At 54.7% G+C, this 16,879-nt stretch carries 20 protein-coding genes; 18 read left to right on the top strand and 2 right to left on the bottom strand.

The window, feature by feature from the left end; translation table 11 throughout:
• The first annotated feature begins 5 nt into the window (after window positions 1-5).
• The 7 genes from Y71_RS15215 to Y71_RS15185 are packed head-to-tail and all read left to right on the top strand — an operon-like array spanning window position 6 to window position 3,786.
• Window positions 6-416, top strand: a complete 411-nt coding sequence (locus Y71_RS15215) for a DUF4054 domain-containing protein (RefSeq protein ID WP_035943388.1) — start codon at window positions 6-8, stop codon at window positions 414-416.
• Complete coding sequence (locus Y71_RS15210; protein ID WP_007374701.1) at window positions 413-880, top strand: hypothetical protein; 468 nt, start codon at window positions 413-415, stop codon at window positions 878-880. The genes Y71_RS15215 and Y71_RS15210 overlap by 4 nt, the downstream gene beginning before the upstream one ends.
• Window positions 881-882: 2 nt before the next feature.
• Window positions 883-1,302 carry a hypothetical protein gene (locus tag Y71_RS15205; protein ID WP_007374702.1) on the top strand — a complete coding sequence of 140 codons (420 nt, stop codon included), beginning with the start codon at window positions 883-885 and terminating at the stop codon, window positions 1,300-1,302.
• Window positions 1,302-1,826: a phage neck terminator protein gene (locus Y71_RS15200; protein WP_007374703.1), complete on the top strand. Its 525-nt coding sequence runs from the start codon at window positions 1,302-1,304 to the stop codon at window positions 1,824-1,826. The genes Y71_RS15205 and Y71_RS15200 overlap by 1 nt, the downstream gene beginning before the upstream one ends.
• Before the next feature lie 8 nt (window positions 1,827-1,834).
• Window positions 1,835-2,989, top strand: coding sequence for a DUF3383 family protein (locus tag Y71_RS15195; protein ID WP_007374704.1), 1,155 nt, complete (start codon window positions 1,835-1,837; stop codon window positions 2,987-2,989).
• A gap of 6 nt (window positions 2,990-2,995) precedes the next feature.
• Window positions 2,996-3,400, top strand: a complete 405-nt coding sequence (locus Y71_RS15190) for a hypothetical protein (protein WP_007374705.1) — start codon at window positions 2,996-2,998, stop codon at window positions 3,398-3,400.
• Window positions 3,400-3,786, top strand: coding sequence for a hypothetical protein (locus Y71_RS15185; RefSeq protein ID WP_007374706.1), 387 nt, complete (start codon window positions 3,400-3,402; stop codon window positions 3,784-3,786). The genes Y71_RS15190 and Y71_RS15185 overlap by 1 nt, the downstream gene beginning before the upstream one ends.
• Before the next feature lie 197 nt (window positions 3,787-3,983).
• On the opposite strand, the gene Y71_RS15180 is transcribed toward Y71_RS15185, so the two are convergent.
• Window positions 3,984-4,355, bottom strand: coding sequence for a helix-turn-helix domain-containing protein (locus tag Y71_RS15180; RefSeq protein ID WP_035943390.1), 372 nt, complete (start codon window positions 4,353-4,355; stop codon window positions 3,984-3,986).
• A gap of 72 nt (window positions 4,356-4,427) precedes the next feature.
• Window positions 4,428-4,688, bottom strand: a complete 261-nt coding sequence (locus tag Y71_RS15175; protein WP_007374709.1) for a type II toxin-antitoxin system RelE family toxin — start codon at window positions 4,686-4,688, stop codon at window positions 4,428-4,430.
• A gap of 170 nt (window positions 4,689-4,858) precedes the next feature.
• Here Y71_RS15175 and Y71_RS15170 point away from each other — a divergent pair, with 170 nt between their 5' ends.
• The 11 genes from Y71_RS15170 to Y71_RS15120 all read left to right on the top strand — a co-directional run bounded on the left by Y71_RS15170 (window position 4,859) and on the right by Y71_RS15120 (window position 16,755).
• A complete protein-coding gene (locus Y71_RS15170; RefSeq protein WP_007374710.1) occupies window positions 4,859-6,556 on the top strand; it encodes a glycoside hydrolase family 24 protein in 1,698 nt (565 codons plus the stop codon).
• Window positions 6,557-6,558: 2 nt separating this feature from the next.
• Window positions 6,559-7,203, top strand: coding sequence for a phage baseplate protein (locus Y71_RS15165; protein ID WP_007374711.1), 645 nt, complete (start codon window positions 6,559-6,561; stop codon window positions 7,201-7,203).
• The gene (locus Y71_RS15160) at window positions 7,200-7,490 is read left to right on the top strand and encodes a phage baseplate plug family protein (protein WP_007374712.1); all 291 of its coding nucleotides are present in this window, start codon (window positions 7,200-7,202) and stop codon (window positions 7,488-7,490) included. The genes Y71_RS15165 and Y71_RS15160 overlap by 4 nt, the downstream gene beginning before the upstream one ends.
• The gene (locus Y71_RS15155; RefSeq protein WP_007374713.1) at window positions 7,483-8,373 is read left to right on the top strand and encodes a phage protein; all 891 of its coding nucleotides are present in this window, start codon (window positions 7,483-7,485) and stop codon (window positions 8,371-8,373) included. Before Y71_RS15160 ends, Y71_RS15155 begins: the two co-directional genes overlap by 8 nt.
• Entirely contained in the window at window positions 8,370-8,972 is a 603-nt protein-coding gene (locus tag Y71_RS15150) for a Gp138 family membrane-puncturing spike protein (RefSeq protein WP_007374714.1), read from the top strand. Before Y71_RS15155 ends, Y71_RS15150 begins: the two co-directional genes overlap by 4 nt.
• Before the next feature lie 61 nt (window positions 8,973-9,033).
• Window positions 9,034-9,384 carry a contractile injection system sheath initiator gene (locus Y71_RS15145; protein ID WP_007374715.1) on the top strand — a complete coding sequence of 117 codons (351 nt, stop codon included), beginning with the start codon at window positions 9,034-9,036 and terminating at the stop codon, window positions 9,382-9,384.
• Window positions 9,384-10,598, top strand: coding sequence for a baseplate J/gp47 family protein (locus Y71_RS15140; protein WP_007374716.1), 1,215 nt, complete (start codon window positions 9,384-9,386; stop codon window positions 10,596-10,598). The genes Y71_RS15145 and Y71_RS15140 overlap by 1 nt, the downstream gene beginning before the upstream one ends.
• Complete coding sequence (locus Y71_RS15135; RefSeq protein ID WP_007374717.1) at window positions 10,585-11,487, top strand: baseplate wedge 1 family protein; 903 nt, start codon at window positions 10,585-10,587, stop codon at window positions 11,485-11,487. The genes Y71_RS15140 and Y71_RS15135 overlap by 14 nt, the downstream gene beginning before the upstream one ends.
• 1 nt (window position 11,488) lies before the next feature.
• Window positions 11,489-13,951 carry a discoidin domain-containing protein gene (locus Y71_RS15130; RefSeq protein WP_007374718.1) on the top strand — a complete coding sequence of 821 codons (2,463 nt, stop codon included), beginning with the start codon at window positions 11,489-11,491 and terminating at the stop codon, window positions 13,949-13,951.
• A gap of 62 nt (window positions 13,952-14,013) precedes the next feature.
• A complete protein-coding gene (locus Y71_RS15125) occupies window positions 14,014-16,077 on the top strand; it encodes a tail fiber protein (protein ID WP_035943396.1) in 2,064 nt (687 codons plus the stop codon).
• 3 nt (window positions 16,078-16,080) lie between these two features.
• Entirely contained in the window at window positions 16,081-16,755 is a 675-nt protein-coding gene (locus Y71_RS15120; RefSeq protein ID WP_007374721.1) for a hypothetical protein, read from the top strand.
• Window positions 16,756-16,879: the final 124 nt, after the last annotated feature.

Raw genomic sequence — 16,879 nt, 5'->3', positions numbered from 1 at the left:
TAACGATGGAGATCATTACGCAAATTGTGACTGATTTCCGGGCGTATTACCCCGAATTCGGCGACGTGGCGTTGTGGCCGGATTCTGGGGTGATTACCGCGCTGGCAGAAGGCGATGCAGAAACCGGCAAGCGCTGGGGCATTTATCCGGATGGCCGGGTGGTCAGCATCAAAAAGCGCGGCATGTTCGCGTTTGCGGCCCACAGACTGGTGATGCGTAAACGTTCTGCCGCGGGAGACGTTGGTGCCGCTTATGCCATTTCTGGCAAGTCTGTAGGTGATGAATCCACGTCGTTCGCTGTGCCGTCGGTGACGATGGATGATTTGACCATCAACGGCGATTTGCCGCTGACAGCGTACGGCGTGGAATTTATGCGCCTGCGCCGCCGTGCGGGTACCGGGGGATTGATGATATGAAAATCAATGCAGAAGTGCATGGCGGCAACAAAATCGCCCGGAAGCTGAAGCAGATTCAGGACCGACTGACGGCAAAACGCCGGGTGCTGGTGGGATTACCCGCTGGCTCCGGTAACTACGAAGATGGCGCGCCGTTGGTGGTCATTGGTGCGGTGCAGGAATTCGGCTCCGCAAACGGCCTCATCCCCGAACGCTCTTTCCTGCGTGTCCCTTTGCGCCAGAATCAGGACAACATCAAAAAGGGCTTCCGTGCCCTCTCAGGAAAGGTTGCCCGCGGAGAAATTACGGCATTCCAGATGCTCGACCAGATTGGTGCCCGGGCGGCGGGGTATTGCCAGGACGCAATCAGTGCCGGTATTGAGCCAGCAAACGCACCGTCAACTATCGCCCGCAAGGGATCTGCTACGCCACTCATTGACACCGGCACATTGCGGCAGGCTATCACCCATGTCGTGGAGGATTAACGATGTTTGGAAATGGTCTGGATATGAACGGCCATATCGATTCGACATTCAATTCTCCCGTTCCCGGTGGCGTACGAATAATCCGCGCCGGTGCAGGGGGTTACACCGGACCCGGCGGGCGATGGGCGGATTCGCCGGGTGAAACCGTCGAACTGACGCGCGTTAACATTCAGCCTGCGAAGTGGAAAGACATGCAGATGCTGATTGGCATGGGCGGCACGGCGAATCCACAGGATGCGCGGGCCATTCATATCAACGACGGCGTGAATTATCTCTGGCCGGACGATAACGGAAAATTTGCCGATTTGCTCGAGTTCAGCGACGGGCTGGTGATGCGCCAGTGGCGTGTGATGTCCTGTGACAATCGCCCGTGGCGAAATTTCTGCCGTGCGGTGGTGGAACGATACCGGGGGACGGGCTGATGGAGCGCATCGACGAGCTGTATACCGTATTTCAGGAACTGGTGGCGCTGGCGTCGGGTGTGGATACCGTCATTCTGGCTGACCAGGGCCGCGATGCGCCAGCCGGGCTTTATGCCACCTACAAACCCATCCCGATCCGTGCATACGGCTGGTCGCAGCGGCGACGAGATCTCATTCCGGCAACGGAGGAAGCCGATACATCGCTGGGGCAGTGGCAGGATCTGCGCGAAACGATAGTCACTTCAATGGAATTTATGTTGTCGGTAAACATCCTCAATGAAGGGGCGGATACAGCCATTCTGCGATTGCATAACGCCAATTTTCGCCAGCCAGTGAGTGAATTCCTGTACCGCAATGATATTGCGTGGCGTTACGTCAGCGCGTGCAGGAATCTCACCGGAATATTACAGGCGGGGATCCAGCCGCGCTGGCAGGCAGATATCCATCTGTTTATCGAACACACCCTTTCTTACGAGCTGCTGCGCGCAGCAGGGTTCAATATTCAATTTATCAATGAGGGGTAAACCTCCCTATGGCTTATTCAGTCGATAATATTATCCCCATCAACCTGCTGTTGAATCCGGCTGGCCTGGGGTATGCAGATTTTTCGAGCGCACTCGTTTTTGCTGATGCTGCCGATCTGGTTCAGGGGGTGGCGTTTGCGGCTGATACTTTTCGCGATTACGACTCTGTAACAGACGTGGCGGCGGATTTCAAAACCGACAGCGACATTTACCGCATTGCCACCCGCTATTTCGCCAACGTGCCTAAACCGCCGACCATTACGGTATGGATGAAAAACGAAACCGACACGCTGCTGGAAATCATTAACAGCGCGAACGATCGACTCTGGCGCTACCATTACTTTTTCAAAAACGCAGACGTGACGGCGGCCATGTTACCGGATTTGTCCGACTGGTCTGATGCTGCCAGCCATCCGTTATGGTTCACGTTCAGCGATGACAACATCATCGACCAGAACACCACGGATGATGTGATTTCCACCCTGAAAGCCAAAGGCAACCGCCATATGTTCGCCGGGTACAAATCAGCATCCTCAGTGACCGCTGACGCCTCTCAGGCCTACGCGATGGTGCAACTGGCTGCGGCGTTCCACAAGTTCCGTCCGACGGGCGACAATACTGCCATCACGGGCGAGTATCAGGTATTGCCTGGTATCAGCGGTGACGATCTCACGACCAGTGCCTATAACGCGCTGAAAGCGAAAAATGCGGTGATTTTTACACAAATCGAACTGGCGGGCGAAACCGACAACAGCCGCGTAATTAACAGCAAATCGATGTCGTCTTATGGCGAGTTTATCGACGATGTGATCAATCTGGATGTGCTGAAAAACCATATTCAGGTGGATGGCTATAACTACATCGCAAACGCTGGTTCAAAACGTGCGCTGACGCCGCGCGACTATGCCGGATTGCTGTCTTCCATCACGGCCACCTGCAAACGTTTTTATGATAACGGTGTGCTGGGTACGGGGTCTTACGTCGATCCCGATGATGGTCAGACGAAAACAGCGCAGTTTGGTTTTGTGCTGCGGTCCTCCCCTGAAGATGTCCTCAGCCTGACATCCAGCCAGCGCAAACAGCGCCTCTATCCGCCCACTTCCCTGATGGTCATTCTGTCGCGCGCCGGGCACGTGGCTGAAATCAATATCACCGTGGAGTAATACATTATGACAATGAAACGGTATGGCGCTGACGGTGCCAATTTAACCGTGTTCGGTATTCCGATTGACGATTTCGGCGACACAGACCCACCGATCACGATTGAGGATCTGGAGCCGCGCGCTACCCTGAAACGCGGTATCGGTAAAACGTCGGTACGCCTGGACAGCCAGACGCGCCCGAAGCGCCTCACCATTAACCTGATCCCCGGTTGTGATCAGGTTCGCCAGATTCTGGCAGTGGCAAAAACGGGTGTGGATGCCTCCTTTACGTTTTTCCAGACGGGCACGGCAGAAACCGTCATGGGGTTTGATGGCGTTCTGGTGAACCGCGGCTCAATGGGGCGCGGTGGTAAAACCAGCGTCAGTGACGAGCAGTTTATTTTTGAATTTGCAGACAGTGAGGAAACCTGATGGGGCGCAGAATTGAAATTGAAATCGATGGCGCGACGTACAGTGGCGTGACCGCATCGGCAAAAGACCAGGTGGAAATGTTGCAGATTTCCGCGCAGGCTGGCCTGCTGCCGCTATTGGGGGAAGGAGTGACCCCGATGGGCATTACCGTCGCCATGGCTTCTCTGGACGGTGTGAAAACAGCGCGGCTGAAAGAACTGTGTATCGTGAAAGGAAAGATTGTTCGCGATTCTGATGGTGTGCCGGTAGCTGAAAACCTCTTTCAGGATGCCGCGCATAACTTCCTGCTGCTGCTTGGCAGCGCGCTGAAGGAGAATGTCGGCCCTTTCTGGCAGCTCAGCGAACAGAGCGAAAACGGCGCAGGGGCAACGCCGATCATTCCGTAACCGTCAAAGACTGGTTTCTGTGGCGTCCATGTGTGGGGGCGGGTGATGTCTGCCCGCCTCTGGCGAAATGGTCGGATATGATCGACGGAACGTATGCGATAGACGATGTGCAGGCCATGCACGATGTGCTTGATGATCTGATTGAACAGTTTGAGAGACAATGAGAGACGAGATAGCCCGGCGCTCCGGGCTATGTGTTACAGAATCAACTGTTCCGGTTTGCAACCATACAGTTCGGCCAGTTTATTTCTGGTGCGTTTCTGTGGTCTGGTGTCCGGTGATTCGAGTTGTGAAACCGCTGCCTGAGTGATGCCGAGGGAATCGGCAACTTCTCGTTGGGACAGCCCACGGAAGATTCTCCACGCCGCCTGAATACTCACGTCCTGATCGATATGGATGCTAACCACTTCATGAGGAATGGTGACGTCATCATCGTCAGCCGCGCTGTACGGAATGCTCTCATAAAGGGAGTCATCCTCAGAGTTTTTAATCAGGCGCTGATAGAGTTCGTATGGGATCACGGCGTACTCGGGGTTACCGTTTCTGTCGTGTATTACCTGTATGCTCATATGTCACTCCAACATTTAATTTCGGTTGGCGAAATCTCTTTAACTCAGGGATTCAGGCGGGATAACCCCGCCTCAGTATGTTGTTGATGTTCTGCGTTTGACTTCGAGTATCTCGCAAACTCGTGGTGTGCCGTCGATTAACTCAAAGATAATGCGGTAATCGCCAACCCTTAACCTGTACTGCTTGCCAGATGATTCGAGTTTTTTCAGATCCAGTGTCACATCGGGAAAGTCGGTCAGTTCGCCCACTTTGTCCTTGATGCGTTTACGGTATCTGGTGTCAATCGCTGCGAGTTGTTTTAGCGCCCGTTTTGACCAACTAACCTGAACCATAACCCCTCAGTTTTTAAAGAGCCATACCGTCTTGGTATAAGAGAATAATAAGAAAATAAGTCTTAACTGTCAAGGTGAAACCTTATTTACTTATTATTATCTTATGTGAGCCCCATTTTTAACTCGTACTCGCTTCTTTTTGCGGGTTTTTTTGTACCAGGAGAACAGTAATGGCGGAAAACGCTGGAACCATTGATTCCCTGTTGGTCTCGCTTGGCCTTGAAACTGATGCAAAATCTTTCGAGAAAGGTGCCACCGCTATAAAAAGCGTCACCGATGGAATGCTTCAGCTTGCCGCCATTGCTGGTGTAGGGATGGGCATGAAAGCGCTCACCAGTGGTGTTGCTAATTCTGCACTGGAAATGCAGCGCCTCAGCAATAATACCGGTTTTACGATCCGCCAGATTCAGGGGCTGGAGATGGCTATGCGACGGCTTAATCTTTCTCCTGATGCTGCGCACGATATCGCTAAAATGATCCCCGATTTACAGCGCAAAGCCCGGTTCGGGGAACTGAATGATAAGGCGTACTGGAACGGTGCGTTTAACCCTGGCGAATTCGCGAATATGGCCCCGGATCAGGGGTTACAGTATCTGTCCGATGCTTATCAGAAGATGAATCGCGATCAACGAGCATTTTTGCAGGAAGGTGCAGGACTGGGGCGTGACTCACCGATCACTCGTCTGCTGGAGATGGGGCCAAAATTCCTCAGTGATTCTCAGGCAAAATCCGACGCAAACCCGTATAAAATTGATGCTCAGTTATTAAAAAACTCTCAAATATTTAACGATGAAATGGCGGATTTAAGCCGCAATTTTGAGGTGCTCGCTTACTCAATGGGCAGTAAATTGTTGCCGATCGTTAATTCAGTTCTTGATGTCATCAATAGTTTTATTAAAGAAAACCCCGGTGTTTCGCAGGCCCTTATTACTGCGGGTGGTGTTGCGGGTGCCGCTGGCGCTTTGAAAATCGGTGGACGCCTGCTTGGTGTTGGTGGTGGCTCATCTTCCGGCTCTGGGGCCGGGTGGTTATCCAGATTTCTTCTCAATCCATTTACGGTTGGCGCTGCTGCTGCGCTCACCCCCGGAAACGCCTTTGTTGATGAGAAGGATGCCCGCGCCATGAGTAACCCTGCACTTAACCGGGGGCGCTCTGATGGTGGAGGCGTCACTCCTTATGAGGCGTATTTAAGGCAAAAAAAAGGCGGTGATCTTCATAGCGCGATCGATAACCCAAACGCCCGCGCCTATCTGGATGCAATTTCGCGCGCTGAGGGAACCGCGGCCCTTCCTGGTGGTGGCTATAACACGATGTTTGGTGGTGAACAGTTCGGTGATCTGTCTGACCATCCACGAGTATTGAAACCATTCCGGCAGACAGACGGAACAATGAATCAGACGTCGGCAGCCGGGCGTTATCAGTTCACGCAAACATCATGGGATGAGGCAGCACAGGCGCTGGGTCTCACCGACTTTTCACCACGAAGCCAGGATATGGCGGCCCTGTGGCTTATCCAGCGGGCGGGGCAACTGGATAATGTCCTCAGTGGTGACTTTATGACAGCGACAAACCATCTCGGCGGTGTCTGGGCGTCGCTGCCGTCATCGCCCTATGCTCAGCCCAAACGCAGCCAGGAGGAAATGGAAAATTACTACATGCCGGATTATGTCCAGCGCCGCAGTCAGGCGCCCTATAACCCGTCAGTCAGCCGCTCTGAGTCGTCGCAGCCCACGCAGGTTACCCAGCGAAACGAGTTTAATATTTCTGGTCTGGGGCTGGATGAAAAACAGGTAAGACATGTTGCTGAAGAGGTGGTTGTTGAGGCTGCGAACACGCTGGAGCGTTCATTCAATAAAAACAGAGGGTGATCATGTCAATCGTCGGAGTGTTCACTAAGTCCCGCCCGGAAATAGGCGGGATTTTTTTTGACGCAATACTGGAGGAGACCAGCGAACTACGGACTGACGTTAGTGAGTATCCGCTGGAAAATGGCCAGACGGCAAATGACAACGCCGTAACGCGACCGATGACGGTCACGATGACGGTGGCGATCTCCGATAACTCGGTTAAGGCATTGATGGATCAGGCTGGTGATCTGTCCGGCCTGGCCGGGATTGGGGCGGGCGTGGCGACTGGCGCCGTCAGCTCGCTGTTAGGTGGTGGCGCGGCCGCACTGGCCGGGATTGCAGCCTCCGCAGGGCTGGCTTTTGCCGTTTCCGGACGTCAGCGCTCAGAAGAGGCTTTGGTTAATCTTCGACGCTTACAGCGCTACAACAGCATATTAACGATTGTCGGCGTCAGTTCATCTTACGATGACATGATCATCACCAACACACGCGTGCAGAAAAGCAAGGAAAACGAGGGCGGGCAGGAAATCGTCGTCGAATTGCGCGCGCTGTTGATAAAAAACCGTAACGACAGCCCGGCGACGATAAACAGCAGGCTGCCTGCGGGTGACACAGCGGCCACCCAGGGGCAGGCGAACGTGCATTTGGGCGAGGTGACACCGCAATGAAAACCATCCCCCTGACGGCAGGCCTGGCCGATTTTTCTTTTACCTCAACGCTCAACGATACGTTGCTTCAGTTCAATATCCGCTGGCTGACGCGGTACGGTTATTTCGTTGTGGATATCCGGAATGCCAGCAATGAGCCGATTGCTCTGGGGCGTGGTCTGCATGTCGGAGTGAACCTGCTGGCAGGTCTGAACAGCACTATCGGCAAGATCGTGCTTGAGGGTGAAACGCCAACGATCGCCAATCTGGGCGTAACAAATAACCTGAACTGGTACCCCAATGACTGAATTATTTGGACGCGCATATCATCTGGAAATTACGTCAGCGGAAGGTAATAAGCTGATTTGCGACCCGCCCACGCAGGTTCGGTTCCTCATTACCAACATGCCGCAGGACAGCGTGGCGACAGCCATGATCATGATTTATGGCGTCTCCAGTGAATACCGGCAGCTCATACAGCGCTGGGATAAAAAGCGCCTCCGTTATGGAACTGTGCGCCTGTCTGCCGGGTACGATGAATCTTCAGGTGAAATTTATACCGGGCAAATAAACAGCGTCGAAGTAGGGCGGGACGGCGTTAGCGTCTATTTACGGCTCAACTGCTGGTCAGTGATGTGGACTGAAGCGTCCACAGGTAAAACCTGGGGGGAGAAAGCGCGCGCCATCGAGATTCTTCAGGATGTGGCGCGTTCATTCGGGAAGCCGGTGCAGACGATAGGCGATTTTTCCGATTTGCCGGTTTTCAACCACGGTTACACAATGGCCTACACCTCCAGCCGCGCGTTCCTCGACAGAATGAAATCGGCGTGGCGCTATGACTGGTTATTATCTGAAAACCGGACGGTGATCATCCGCGATGGAGCTACGCGTCCGACGACGTATGAAATCAATGTCGATAACGGCATGGAGGGCGCGCCGCGCTGGTATCAAAAAGAACTGGAAGTGGATGTTCGGATGAATCACATCATACAGCCCGGGGACCTGATCAAAATTCGCTCTGATTTCTGGACCATTAACTACAGCGGCATGTACAACACGGGTCTGAATGACATGGCGAATATTCAGCGCCGCACGGGCTCGTTTCGCGTACTGTCCACCACGCATCAGGGGGATCTCTGGGGTGATGACTGGCGAACGACATTACGATGCTTATGGAGCACCGCCCAGTGAAAAATACCAATCCGCTATTCAGCGCTGTCCAGTCTGCCGGGATGAGTATTATCAGCGACCTTATGATCGGTATGCCCGGTCATGTCATTGCCTTTAACGCTGACACGCAACGTGCGCAGGTTGAGTGCGGCATTCAGCGCCAGATGCCCGATGGAACGCTCGAAACCCTGCCACTGCTGGTTAACGTACCTGTCAGATTCTCCGGATCACCAGAGTGGGCTGTTTTCCATGAACTTCCCGCTGGCACAGAAGGGTATATCCATTTCAGTCAGCGGTCGGTTGATGCGTGGCTGGATATGGGCGGACCGGCACAACCTGTCGGGCCTGAGATGTTCAGCGCCAGTGACGCGTTTTTCTCGCCCGGCTACCGCTCAGCAAAAACGGCCATTCCTGGATTGCCGTCCTGCGGGATCGGCATAAGCAATCGCGATGGTTCGGTTTGCCTCCATCTGACCGACGGCGGCATTGTGCTGACGTGTGGCGGGCAAACGCTGGAACTCACCGCGAGTGGGCTAACACACAACGGTATCAACATCGGAAGCGACCACATTCATGGCGGTGTTGAGAAAGGCGGAAGTAACACCAATGGCCCACAGTGAACCCATCTCATTACAACTTCACGCCCTGGCATTTGCCGGGGTTTTTTATGGAGTCTGATCCGTGATCCGAAATTTTGTGGATGGCGATATTGTCACACATGGCGACCACTTCGCGGTCGGGAAAGAGGCAACGCGGCAGGGCATTATCCGCCGTCTGCGTTTGTTCCTCAGGGAGTATTTTCTTGATTTAACGGAGGGTACCCCATGGTTTCAGAACATCCTCGGCAAAACACAGGCAGATATCGCTGCTGCCAGTATCAAACAACGTATCCTGACCGCGCCAGGCGTTATCGGCATATCTCAGTTTGAATTCGATATCGATCAGAAAACCAGAAAAATAACTGTTTTCGCCTCACTGGTGGACGTCAATAACGAGCAATTCGAATTATTCTTCAACGAGGAGATCATCTGATGGCGGAGATCACCAAAGACGGCGCGGTGGCTCAGACGCTGAATGCGTATCTCACCGTAATGCGTCAGCGCTATCTGGATATTGATGATGGCTGGAATATCAACCCGGAATCACCTGATGGATTGATTATTGCGGCATGGTGCGAAACGCTGGCAAATCTTGATGAAGCTGTTATTAACGCCTATCACTCTGCTGACCCGAATTCAGCGGTTGGTCAGCAACTCGATCGCATTGCGGCATTCGCGGGTATTACGCGGCAGGACGCCACGTTCTCCACGGCTACGGTGGTGTTCACTGGCACGCCGCTTGTGGAGATCCCCGCAGGTACGCTGGTGCGTAACCGCATAACGGGGACGCTGTGGGCCACCGATACGACGATCCCGACCAGTAACGCCGGAATTGCGACGGTAAGCGTGACGTGTGCCACTGCCGGTGCGGTGGGGGCCAACAGTGACAATCTGTCGATCATTGCCACGCCAGTTGGCGGAATCACATCCGTCACTAATCCGGATTCCGCATCGCTGGGCGCGGACGAGGAAACAGATGATACGTTCCGGATCCGGCGCAATGAGTCCGTGGCGCTACCCGGTAATAACCAGATTGACAATATTTATGCCGCATTGGTCAATCTCGATGGCGTAAAAAAGGTGAGAATTTATGAAAACGTCGATGATGCCCCGGATGAAAACGGCGTGCTGGGCCATTCGATGGCGATTTTCATTGATGGTGGCGCTGTGGATGAGATTGTGTCCACGCTGGCGGTGCGAAAAAGCCCCGGTTGCGGGCTGAATCGCTATAACACGGGGATTCCGAACCGGATCAGCATCGATACAACAACGCCAGGCGGAAACCCCTTCAATGCGACGTTCTTCAGGCCGGAATATGTATCCGCTCATGTCCGTGTGGAAATCGTCTCTGATTCGCTGTCCGGCGTCAACGATGATGAAATCAAACAGGCAATCATCGATTACTCGCTGCAAGGCTTTCCTGAAACAAACGGATTCGCAAAGCAGGGGTTTCGTATCGGCGAAACCATCGGTGCGGGCCGCCTGTACACGCCAGTAAATAAAATTGTTGGCAGTGATGATTACGTTGCTGCGATCACCGTCGGGAGCAGCGCTGGCGATGTAACTCACGGCATCATTCCGATCGCCTTTAACCAGTTGGCCGTGTTCTCGATGGACGCGATTGAGGTGTCTTATGCAACACCGTAATAAGGCGTTGACGCGGGCTTACTGGCAGTACAAAAACGCGCCGAAACTGATTGCGCTGCTGCTGGCGCTGCCGGATATCGCGCAGGCCGGCATTGAGGATCAGTTGGCGAAAATACAGGTCATGCTGGATATCGACAGCGCGGAAGGTGAGCAACTCAATATTTGTGGCCGCATTGCGGGGTACACCAAACGGCCGGTCGGGACATTTTACCCGTTATGCGCACCTGCGGCGGTGAGTGATGATCTTTTCCGCCGGATGATCAAAGCAAAAATTTTTAAAAACAACAGCATCGCGACGATTGATGAAATCAAACGCGCTACTGATTACATCCTGAATACGGCGGCGCGAATACTGGATGGCCAGGATATGACCATGCGTCCGGTATTTTACGAATATCTGGATGTTGGTTCGCAAAAACTCGTTGCTGATTACGATCTGATACCCCGCCCGCAGGGCGTCGGGATGAGACAGGCCCGCACCCTGACTTACAGGCCTTTCGGTTTCGGCCAGCACTACAGCAATTTCCGCGCGCCGTTCTGGCACGGTGATGGCGTTAAATTTTATGCCGGGCTGCAACTGGTGCTTATCTGGTCCGGTGATGTGGTATCCGGCACGCTGACGGCAAATCCCGGTATCACCGTTTCAGATATCGATGTGACGTTGATTTACACCGCATCCGGTATCAGCACTTTCCAGAGTGCGATCACGGATACAGAAGGGCGGTTTACCGTCACGCCGCCAGTCGCTGAGCCGTTCAGCGTCATCGCCCGCGCGCAGGTCTGGACGCCGCTCTGCGAATGGGAAGGCGTTGAGAGTGCAGAAGTAACAACGAACATTTTTCACAACGGGGCCGTGACACATAACGGCCTGCACACCCACAGAGGTTGACATGCCGAGTATCACCGAACTGAATGAATTCACCGCCGACATCCCGCTGCTGGAGCTGGATACGCCCGCGCGCGGATACGATGGTGTGGATATCGGCCCGGATAACGAGCAGGCGCAGCGGCTGGCGAACCGCACGAAATGGCTGAAACAGCGCGTCGATAACCTGCTGACGGCGCAGGTGCGCTCCGTCAACGGTAAATCCGGTACCGTCACGCTGACTGTGAGTGATGTCGGCGCGGACCCGGCGGGAACGGCGGATAGCCTGCTGACGGCGCACGAAAACGATGCTGACCCGCATCCGCAGTATTTCAGCGAGGCGCGCGGTGATGTGCGCTATGTTCAGGTGTCACTCGCGAACACCGCCAACGGCTGGCTGCAACTGGACGCGTCCGGAAAAATTCCGGCGGCGCAGCTCTCCGCCATCGCATCCCGTTATGTTGCTGCTGCTGACCAGACCGCACGTCTGGCGCTGGCGTCGTCGGCAAACCTCACTATCTGCGCTCAGGCGGACATCGACACGCTATTTTACCTCAATGGCGGCGCTAACCCGGCAGTGGCGGCAAACTGGGTGCAGGGCCAGTCAGCCACGGTTTCCGGCGTGTCATCTGTATTCGGGCGCACCGGGGCCGTGACGGCACAGGCGGGGGATTACAGCGCTGACCAGATTAACGAGACGGCTGACCGGAAATTTGTTACCCCGGCAGAGAAATCGGCATGGAGCGCAAAGCAGGATGTGCTGGTGTCCGGGAGCAACATCCGCTCGCTGTTCGGTCTGTCGTTGACCGGCTCCGGTAACCTGGCGCCGACGCCAGCGCAGATGGGCGCTGCCGCCACACAGCACACGCACGCCGTCGCCGATATTGCTGATTTCACGCAGCAGACTCAGGCGCTCATCGTTAACTCGCTGGAAGCGGGGGCCGGCATCACGCTGGGGCAAAGTCCGGTCAGCGGGAAAACTATCATCAGCGCCTCCGGCAGTGGTGCCGGTGGTGGTGGTGGTTATATCGTCGTGGACCGCGCCGGTGCCACAGCAGGCCAGGTGCATTCCTTCAGTTTTGCCCCACAGTCCGGTTTTAATTTATGTGCCTACGCACTGAAGTCCGAGCAGGGGCAGCAGAATAAGTCATACACTCAGGACGCTTTCCCCGCAGGCAGTGAGGCCGGTTTTAATACCACGGCGGATATCGTCTTTAACGCTAAACTGGGGCTGATCACACAGCTAAATTACGTCACCGCTGCGGAGGGTGGCCTGTTCAGCGCGGAGGTGCTTAAAAAGGGAAAATCCCTCGTGTTGTCCACCAATGCGGACAACAGCATCGTTCCCAAAATGACAGCCAACAACGCACCTGCCGGATATACGGTGAGTGCAAGCAGTGTATATGATTCAGGCTCTCCGGCTTATTCTGCGTTTGACCGGGTAGCCACTACTGCATGGGTGACATTATCCGGCCCGACGCAATGGATTCAGATCAAATTACCTGAAGCTAAAAAAGTGAACCGCTTCAGGATCACAAACCGGACTGTGTCACAGCCCTTCCAGAATAACCCCAAAACATTTGCCCTGTACGGAAGCAATGACGGCACAAACTTTACCTTGCTGGCCAACGGGACAAGTACCAGTAACGTCGGTGATGCGCAGACAACAGTCACTATTCCGGCCCCGGCCGCCTGGCTTTATTACCGGTTAACGGTGACCGCCGTATTCCAGTCCGGGTCTGTGACCCTGGGTGAACTCGAGCTGCTGGGCGATCCTTCCACCCGGTTTCTGTTAAACGGCAGTGACGGCAAATATTACACCGTGGTCAGCGGTGCGCTGTCAGAGGTCGTCGGTGCGATTGATGGTACCGTCATCGCAAATCAGGGCGTGGCCAGCGTTACCCTGACGGAGGCTATGCAGCAGCAACTGGGGGATTCATACAAACTGGTTACCGGCGAAAGCGTGGAGATTAGCGGGGTGTTAACCCCCGACGACCAGATTGCGTTGCCGCTGGAACTGACAGGCGCGTCAGCATGGAGCACGATCAACAGCGCGACCATCACAGCCAGCCTGACCGGCGCTGGCGCAGCACGGGTGGCCGTGACCCGGGATTTAACCGACTACGTTGTTTTTGACGGTACCGCATGGATCAGTATCGGGGCACTGACTGCCGATACCGCGGGGGCCGAAAAATTAATCGCTCAGGGAATGACAGCCGCAGCAGTGTCAGCTCTCACTGCCGCCCAGTGGGCGCAACTGTGGCCTGCGGGTGTGCCTGATAGGCTGGCTTTCGCTTACGCGCTGCATATTGCCGATGCGGCAGCCGATAAAGCGGAAATCACCGGCAATGTGCTCAGTGTGAACGAAGTTTCCGCCTGGAAGTTACAGACGCCTGCGGAAGTGGAAATCCGCTGGTATGCGGACAGCGTCAGTTTCAAAACTCTCACTGCCGGTGATTACAAACTGGCGTATCAAATCCCGGACTAACTACCCACTTAACGCATCTTCAGGCCGCATATCGCGGCCTTTTTTATTTTCTGGAGTACTGAATGGATCAGAAATTTTTCCGAGTACCGTTCGCATCGTTCGGTGACCGACAAACCATCCCGGACGCGGCACCCACTAATGGCTCCGTGAGCTATCCCTCAGGCTGGGGGCCTGACTACGCAAAAGATCCGGGTGCGGATGCCAGTGCAAAACCCGTTGAGCGCGAGGCCATGAACGCGGTGCTGAACGCCATTACCGGCGCGATTCGTCAGTACCAGACGAACGGCTATCCCGAGTGGATTACTACCGCGAACAATAACGGGGCTGCTTTCGGTTACGATGCGGGCGTGGTGGTGGATTATAACGGCGATCTGTACCTGTCGCTCGTCAGCAACAACACCGCAACGCCGGGTGCTGATGCGACGAAATGGCAATTGTATATTCAGCGTGAGGCAACCGAACAGGAAGCTCTGGCCGGTGATGGCAGCGTGCAGGTGATGACGCCACGCCGGGTAAAACAACTGGCCGACTATCTGGATGACCAGTTACATCAAACTATTACTACAGCAATGGCTCCATTCATTCTGCCGGTCGGGGCAATCATCCTGTGGGGAAACACCACGCCGCCGGAAGGCTGGCTTGAACTGAATGGCCAGACGTTTGATACCGCAGAGAACCCGGAACTGGCCGCGCTGTACCCGTCCGGGCGCGTGCCGGACTGGCGCGGTAATTTTGTGCGTGCATGGGCGCACGGGTCATCCGTTGATCCGGATTCAAACCGTGCGATTCTGTCATTCCAGAGCGACGCGTTTCGTAAGCATTATCATTATTCCCGCTGGCTTGGCTTTGATAACGTGGGCAGTCTGAACGGTCTGGGAGATGCTGGTGGACCAGGAGGCTTTCGCTATGCCGGTGGTGATGACCCCAACTGGCATAACTCTCCAAATGCCGATCTGCTGACTGGCGGCGATGAAACCCGTCCGAAAAACGTTGCGGCGATGTACATCATCAAGACTGACAAAGCTGAATCGGAAGTCGGTGCGGAAACACCCTCTGCCATTGTCATCAGCCCTGCATCGGTGACGTTGAACGCGGGAACCTCGCAGCAGTTTACCGGCACGATTTTGCCGTCGGCGCTGGCGGCGGGTTATCCGGTGTCATGGTCAGTATCCGATCCGTCACTGGGCAGTATCAACAGCAGCGGGCTGTATACCGCGGCGGCGGGCAAATCCGGTACCCAGACCATCATCGCCAGTATTTCCACTGGCCTGACGGCAACAGCCGCTGTCACGCAACAGCTTTACCTGACCTCGATCGACATCGGTGTGGTACCTGCAGGCCTGCTGGCCGGTAACAGCTATCCCCTGACCATCAACTATTCACCGGCAAATTACACAGAGACGGTTAACTCCGCGTCCACGGATGCCTCTGTGGCGACGTTATCCGCCGATGGTACGCTGACAGTCAGCGGTGCGGGCACCGCCACATTGTCACTGACCGGGGCCAGTTCCGGCATCACGGATTCGATCACGATCACGGCAATGGAAGAGGTTATTCAGGAAACCCGGCTTCTGATTGCCAACAACCTGTCCGAAATTGCGGCCGGTGGCGGGGATGCGCAGGCGGACGCGCGCGAAAATCTGGGCCTGGGGGTGCTGGCAACGAAAGACGCCCTGACGGCGGCCGATACTGGCGCAGTTCCTCAGGATACACAATCGCTCGGAACGGCGGATTTGAACACTGTGGTTTCTCCGGGTCGTAAGTTCCAGTCCCTGACGGGCTATGCCACCACGGAACGGCATTACCCCGTTTCGCTGGCGGGCATGCTGGACGTTATCCGGACCACGGAAACCGGCATCCGACAGATTTACTACCCGTACAACACCACGGACGTTTATCACCGCTACTGCGAGGACGCCACGGCGGCCACACCGGTATTCAGCAACTGGTCATTAAATGGTGCGGGGGATTATCTGGACGCTGAAAATAACCTTTCTGACGTGGCCGATGCTGCAACGGCGCGGCAAAACATCGGGGTGAGTTACACCATATCGACCGATGCGGCCCCCGCAGACGCGAGCGGATACGCTGCTGGTCATATCTGGTACCAGATTGAGGAAAGCTGAACCATGACCATTTACCGTAAAACTGCAGGGGGCGATTTTGCACCTGTCAGCGCGCTGAATATCAACGAGGGCGGCGAATTTAAATCCGTGGTTACAGCCTGGGTGAACGACGGGGGGGCGTTTAAGAAAGTGTTCCCTGATATCGTTTATGCGGATCCATCCGCTGATTATGACATGGCTGGCGCCACCATTCCTTCGCTGACCCTTTCGCGAACATCCGAAAGCGCCACGCAGAACGCCTGGAAGATAGACAAACTGGTAATTCCCCTGAAAGAAAATCTCTCTTCCAGTAACACAGATGTGGGCTGGTCAGCGCTGGATATCATTGCCATCGATACGCAGGAGGTGCTGCCCTTCGGCGTCTGGTCCACGGGGACTGCGGATGAGATGTGGACTAAGGTAGAGCTTAAAGATGGCGTGGTGACCAACACCCGGATGAATGGTGTGATCGCTGTGGTTAACCCGTCTAACCACTGCCCGCCGCCGCGCGACTGGATAAGCCAGTTATCATCCAGCAGCACTGGCACAGAGATGTACATCAAATACGGATGGTATGATTATTCGGCCTTTTATGGCAGGCAGATCGGTATCCGCTGGCGCTGGCACAGCCAGCAGCACAGAAAATATTACGAGTATATTTTCACGAATGGAAACATGGTGCTGAATGCGTTGAGCTGACATTTTCTAACTTCACAGGGTGATAACCTCTTTTCATGTTTTTATTCTGGAGGTGGTTATGTGATGTATCATGGTTTTATTATTGAGCAGCAATTTAGTAAAGTGTGTAACAGATGTCCTAAAT

Source organism: Kosakonia radicincitans DSM 16656 (assembly GCF_000280495.2).
GTDB classification, from domain to species: domain Bacteria; phylum Pseudomonadota; class Gammaproteobacteria; order Enterobacterales; family Enterobacteriaceae; genus Kosakonia; species Kosakonia radicincitans.
Note: the sequence above shows the minus strand (reverse complement) of the source record. Positions and strands in the feature narration are given on the sequence as shown.

Bases quoted from the DNA above. Each gene is read 5' to 3' on its own strand.
- Y71_RS15205 (WP_007374702.1), top strand. From the start codon at position 883: ATGTTTGGAAATGGTCTGGATATGAACGGCCATATCGATTCGACATTC.
- Y71_RS15140 (WP_007374716.1), top strand. From the start codon at position 9,384: ATGGCGGAGATCACCAAAGACGGCGCGGTGGCTCAGACGCTGAATGCG.
- Y71_RS15185 (WP_007374706.1), top strand. From the start codon at position 3,400: ATGGGGCGCAGAATTGAAATTGAAATCGATGGCGCGACGTACAGTGGC.
- Y71_RS15180 (WP_035943390.1), bottom strand. From the start codon at position 4,355: ATGAGCATACAGGTAATACACGACAGAAACGGTAACCCCGAGTACGCC.
- Y71_RS15190 (WP_007374705.1), top strand. From the start codon at position 2,996: ATGACAATGAAACGGTATGGCGCTGACGGTGCCAATTTAACCGTGTTC.
- Y71_RS15165 (WP_007374711.1), top strand. From the start codon at position 6,559: ATGTCAATCGTCGGAGTGTTCACTAAGTCCCGCCCGGAAATAGGCGGG.
- Y71_RS15215 (WP_035943388.1), top strand. From the start codon at position 6: ATGGAGATCATTACGCAAATTGTGACTGATTTCCGGGCGTATTACCCC.
- Y71_RS15155 (WP_007374713.1), top strand. From the start codon at position 7,483: ATGACTGAATTATTTGGACGCGCATATCATCTGGAAATTACGTCAGCG.
- Y71_RS15175 (WP_007374709.1), bottom strand. From the start codon at position 4,688: ATGGTTCAGGTTAGTTGGTCAAAACGGGCGCTAAAACAACTCGCAGCG.
- Y71_RS15195 (WP_007374704.1), top strand. From the start codon at position 1,835: ATGGCTTATTCAGTCGATAATATTATCCCCATCAACCTGCTGTTGAAT.
- Y71_RS15200 (WP_007374703.1), top strand. From the start codon at position 1,302: ATGGAGCGCATCGACGAGCTGTATACCGTATTTCAGGAACTGGTGGCG.
- Y71_RS15210 (WP_007374701.1), top strand. From the start codon at position 413: ATGAAAATCAATGCAGAAGTGCATGGCGGCAACAAAATCGCCCGGAAG.
- Y71_RS15135 (WP_007374717.1), top strand. From the start codon at position 10,585: ATGCAACACCGTAATAAGGCGTTGACGCGGGCTTACTGGCAGTACAAA.
- Y71_RS15120 (WP_007374721.1), top strand. From the start codon at position 16,081: ATGACCATTTACCGTAAAACTGCAGGGGGCGATTTTGCACCTGTCAGC.
- Y71_RS15160 (WP_007374712.1), top strand. From the start codon at position 7,200: ATGAAAACCATCCCCCTGACGGCAGGCCTGGCCGATTTTTCTTTTACC.
- Y71_RS15125 (WP_035943396.1), top strand. From the start codon at position 14,014: ATGGATCAGAAATTTTTCCGAGTACCGTTCGCATCGTTCGGTGACCGA.
- Y71_RS15130 (WP_007374718.1), top strand. From the start codon at position 11,489: ATGCCGAGTATCACCGAACTGAATGAATTCACCGCCGACATCCCGCTG.
- Y71_RS15170 (WP_007374710.1), top strand. From the start codon at position 4,859: ATGGCGGAAAACGCTGGAACCATTGATTCCCTGTTGGTCTCGCTTGGC.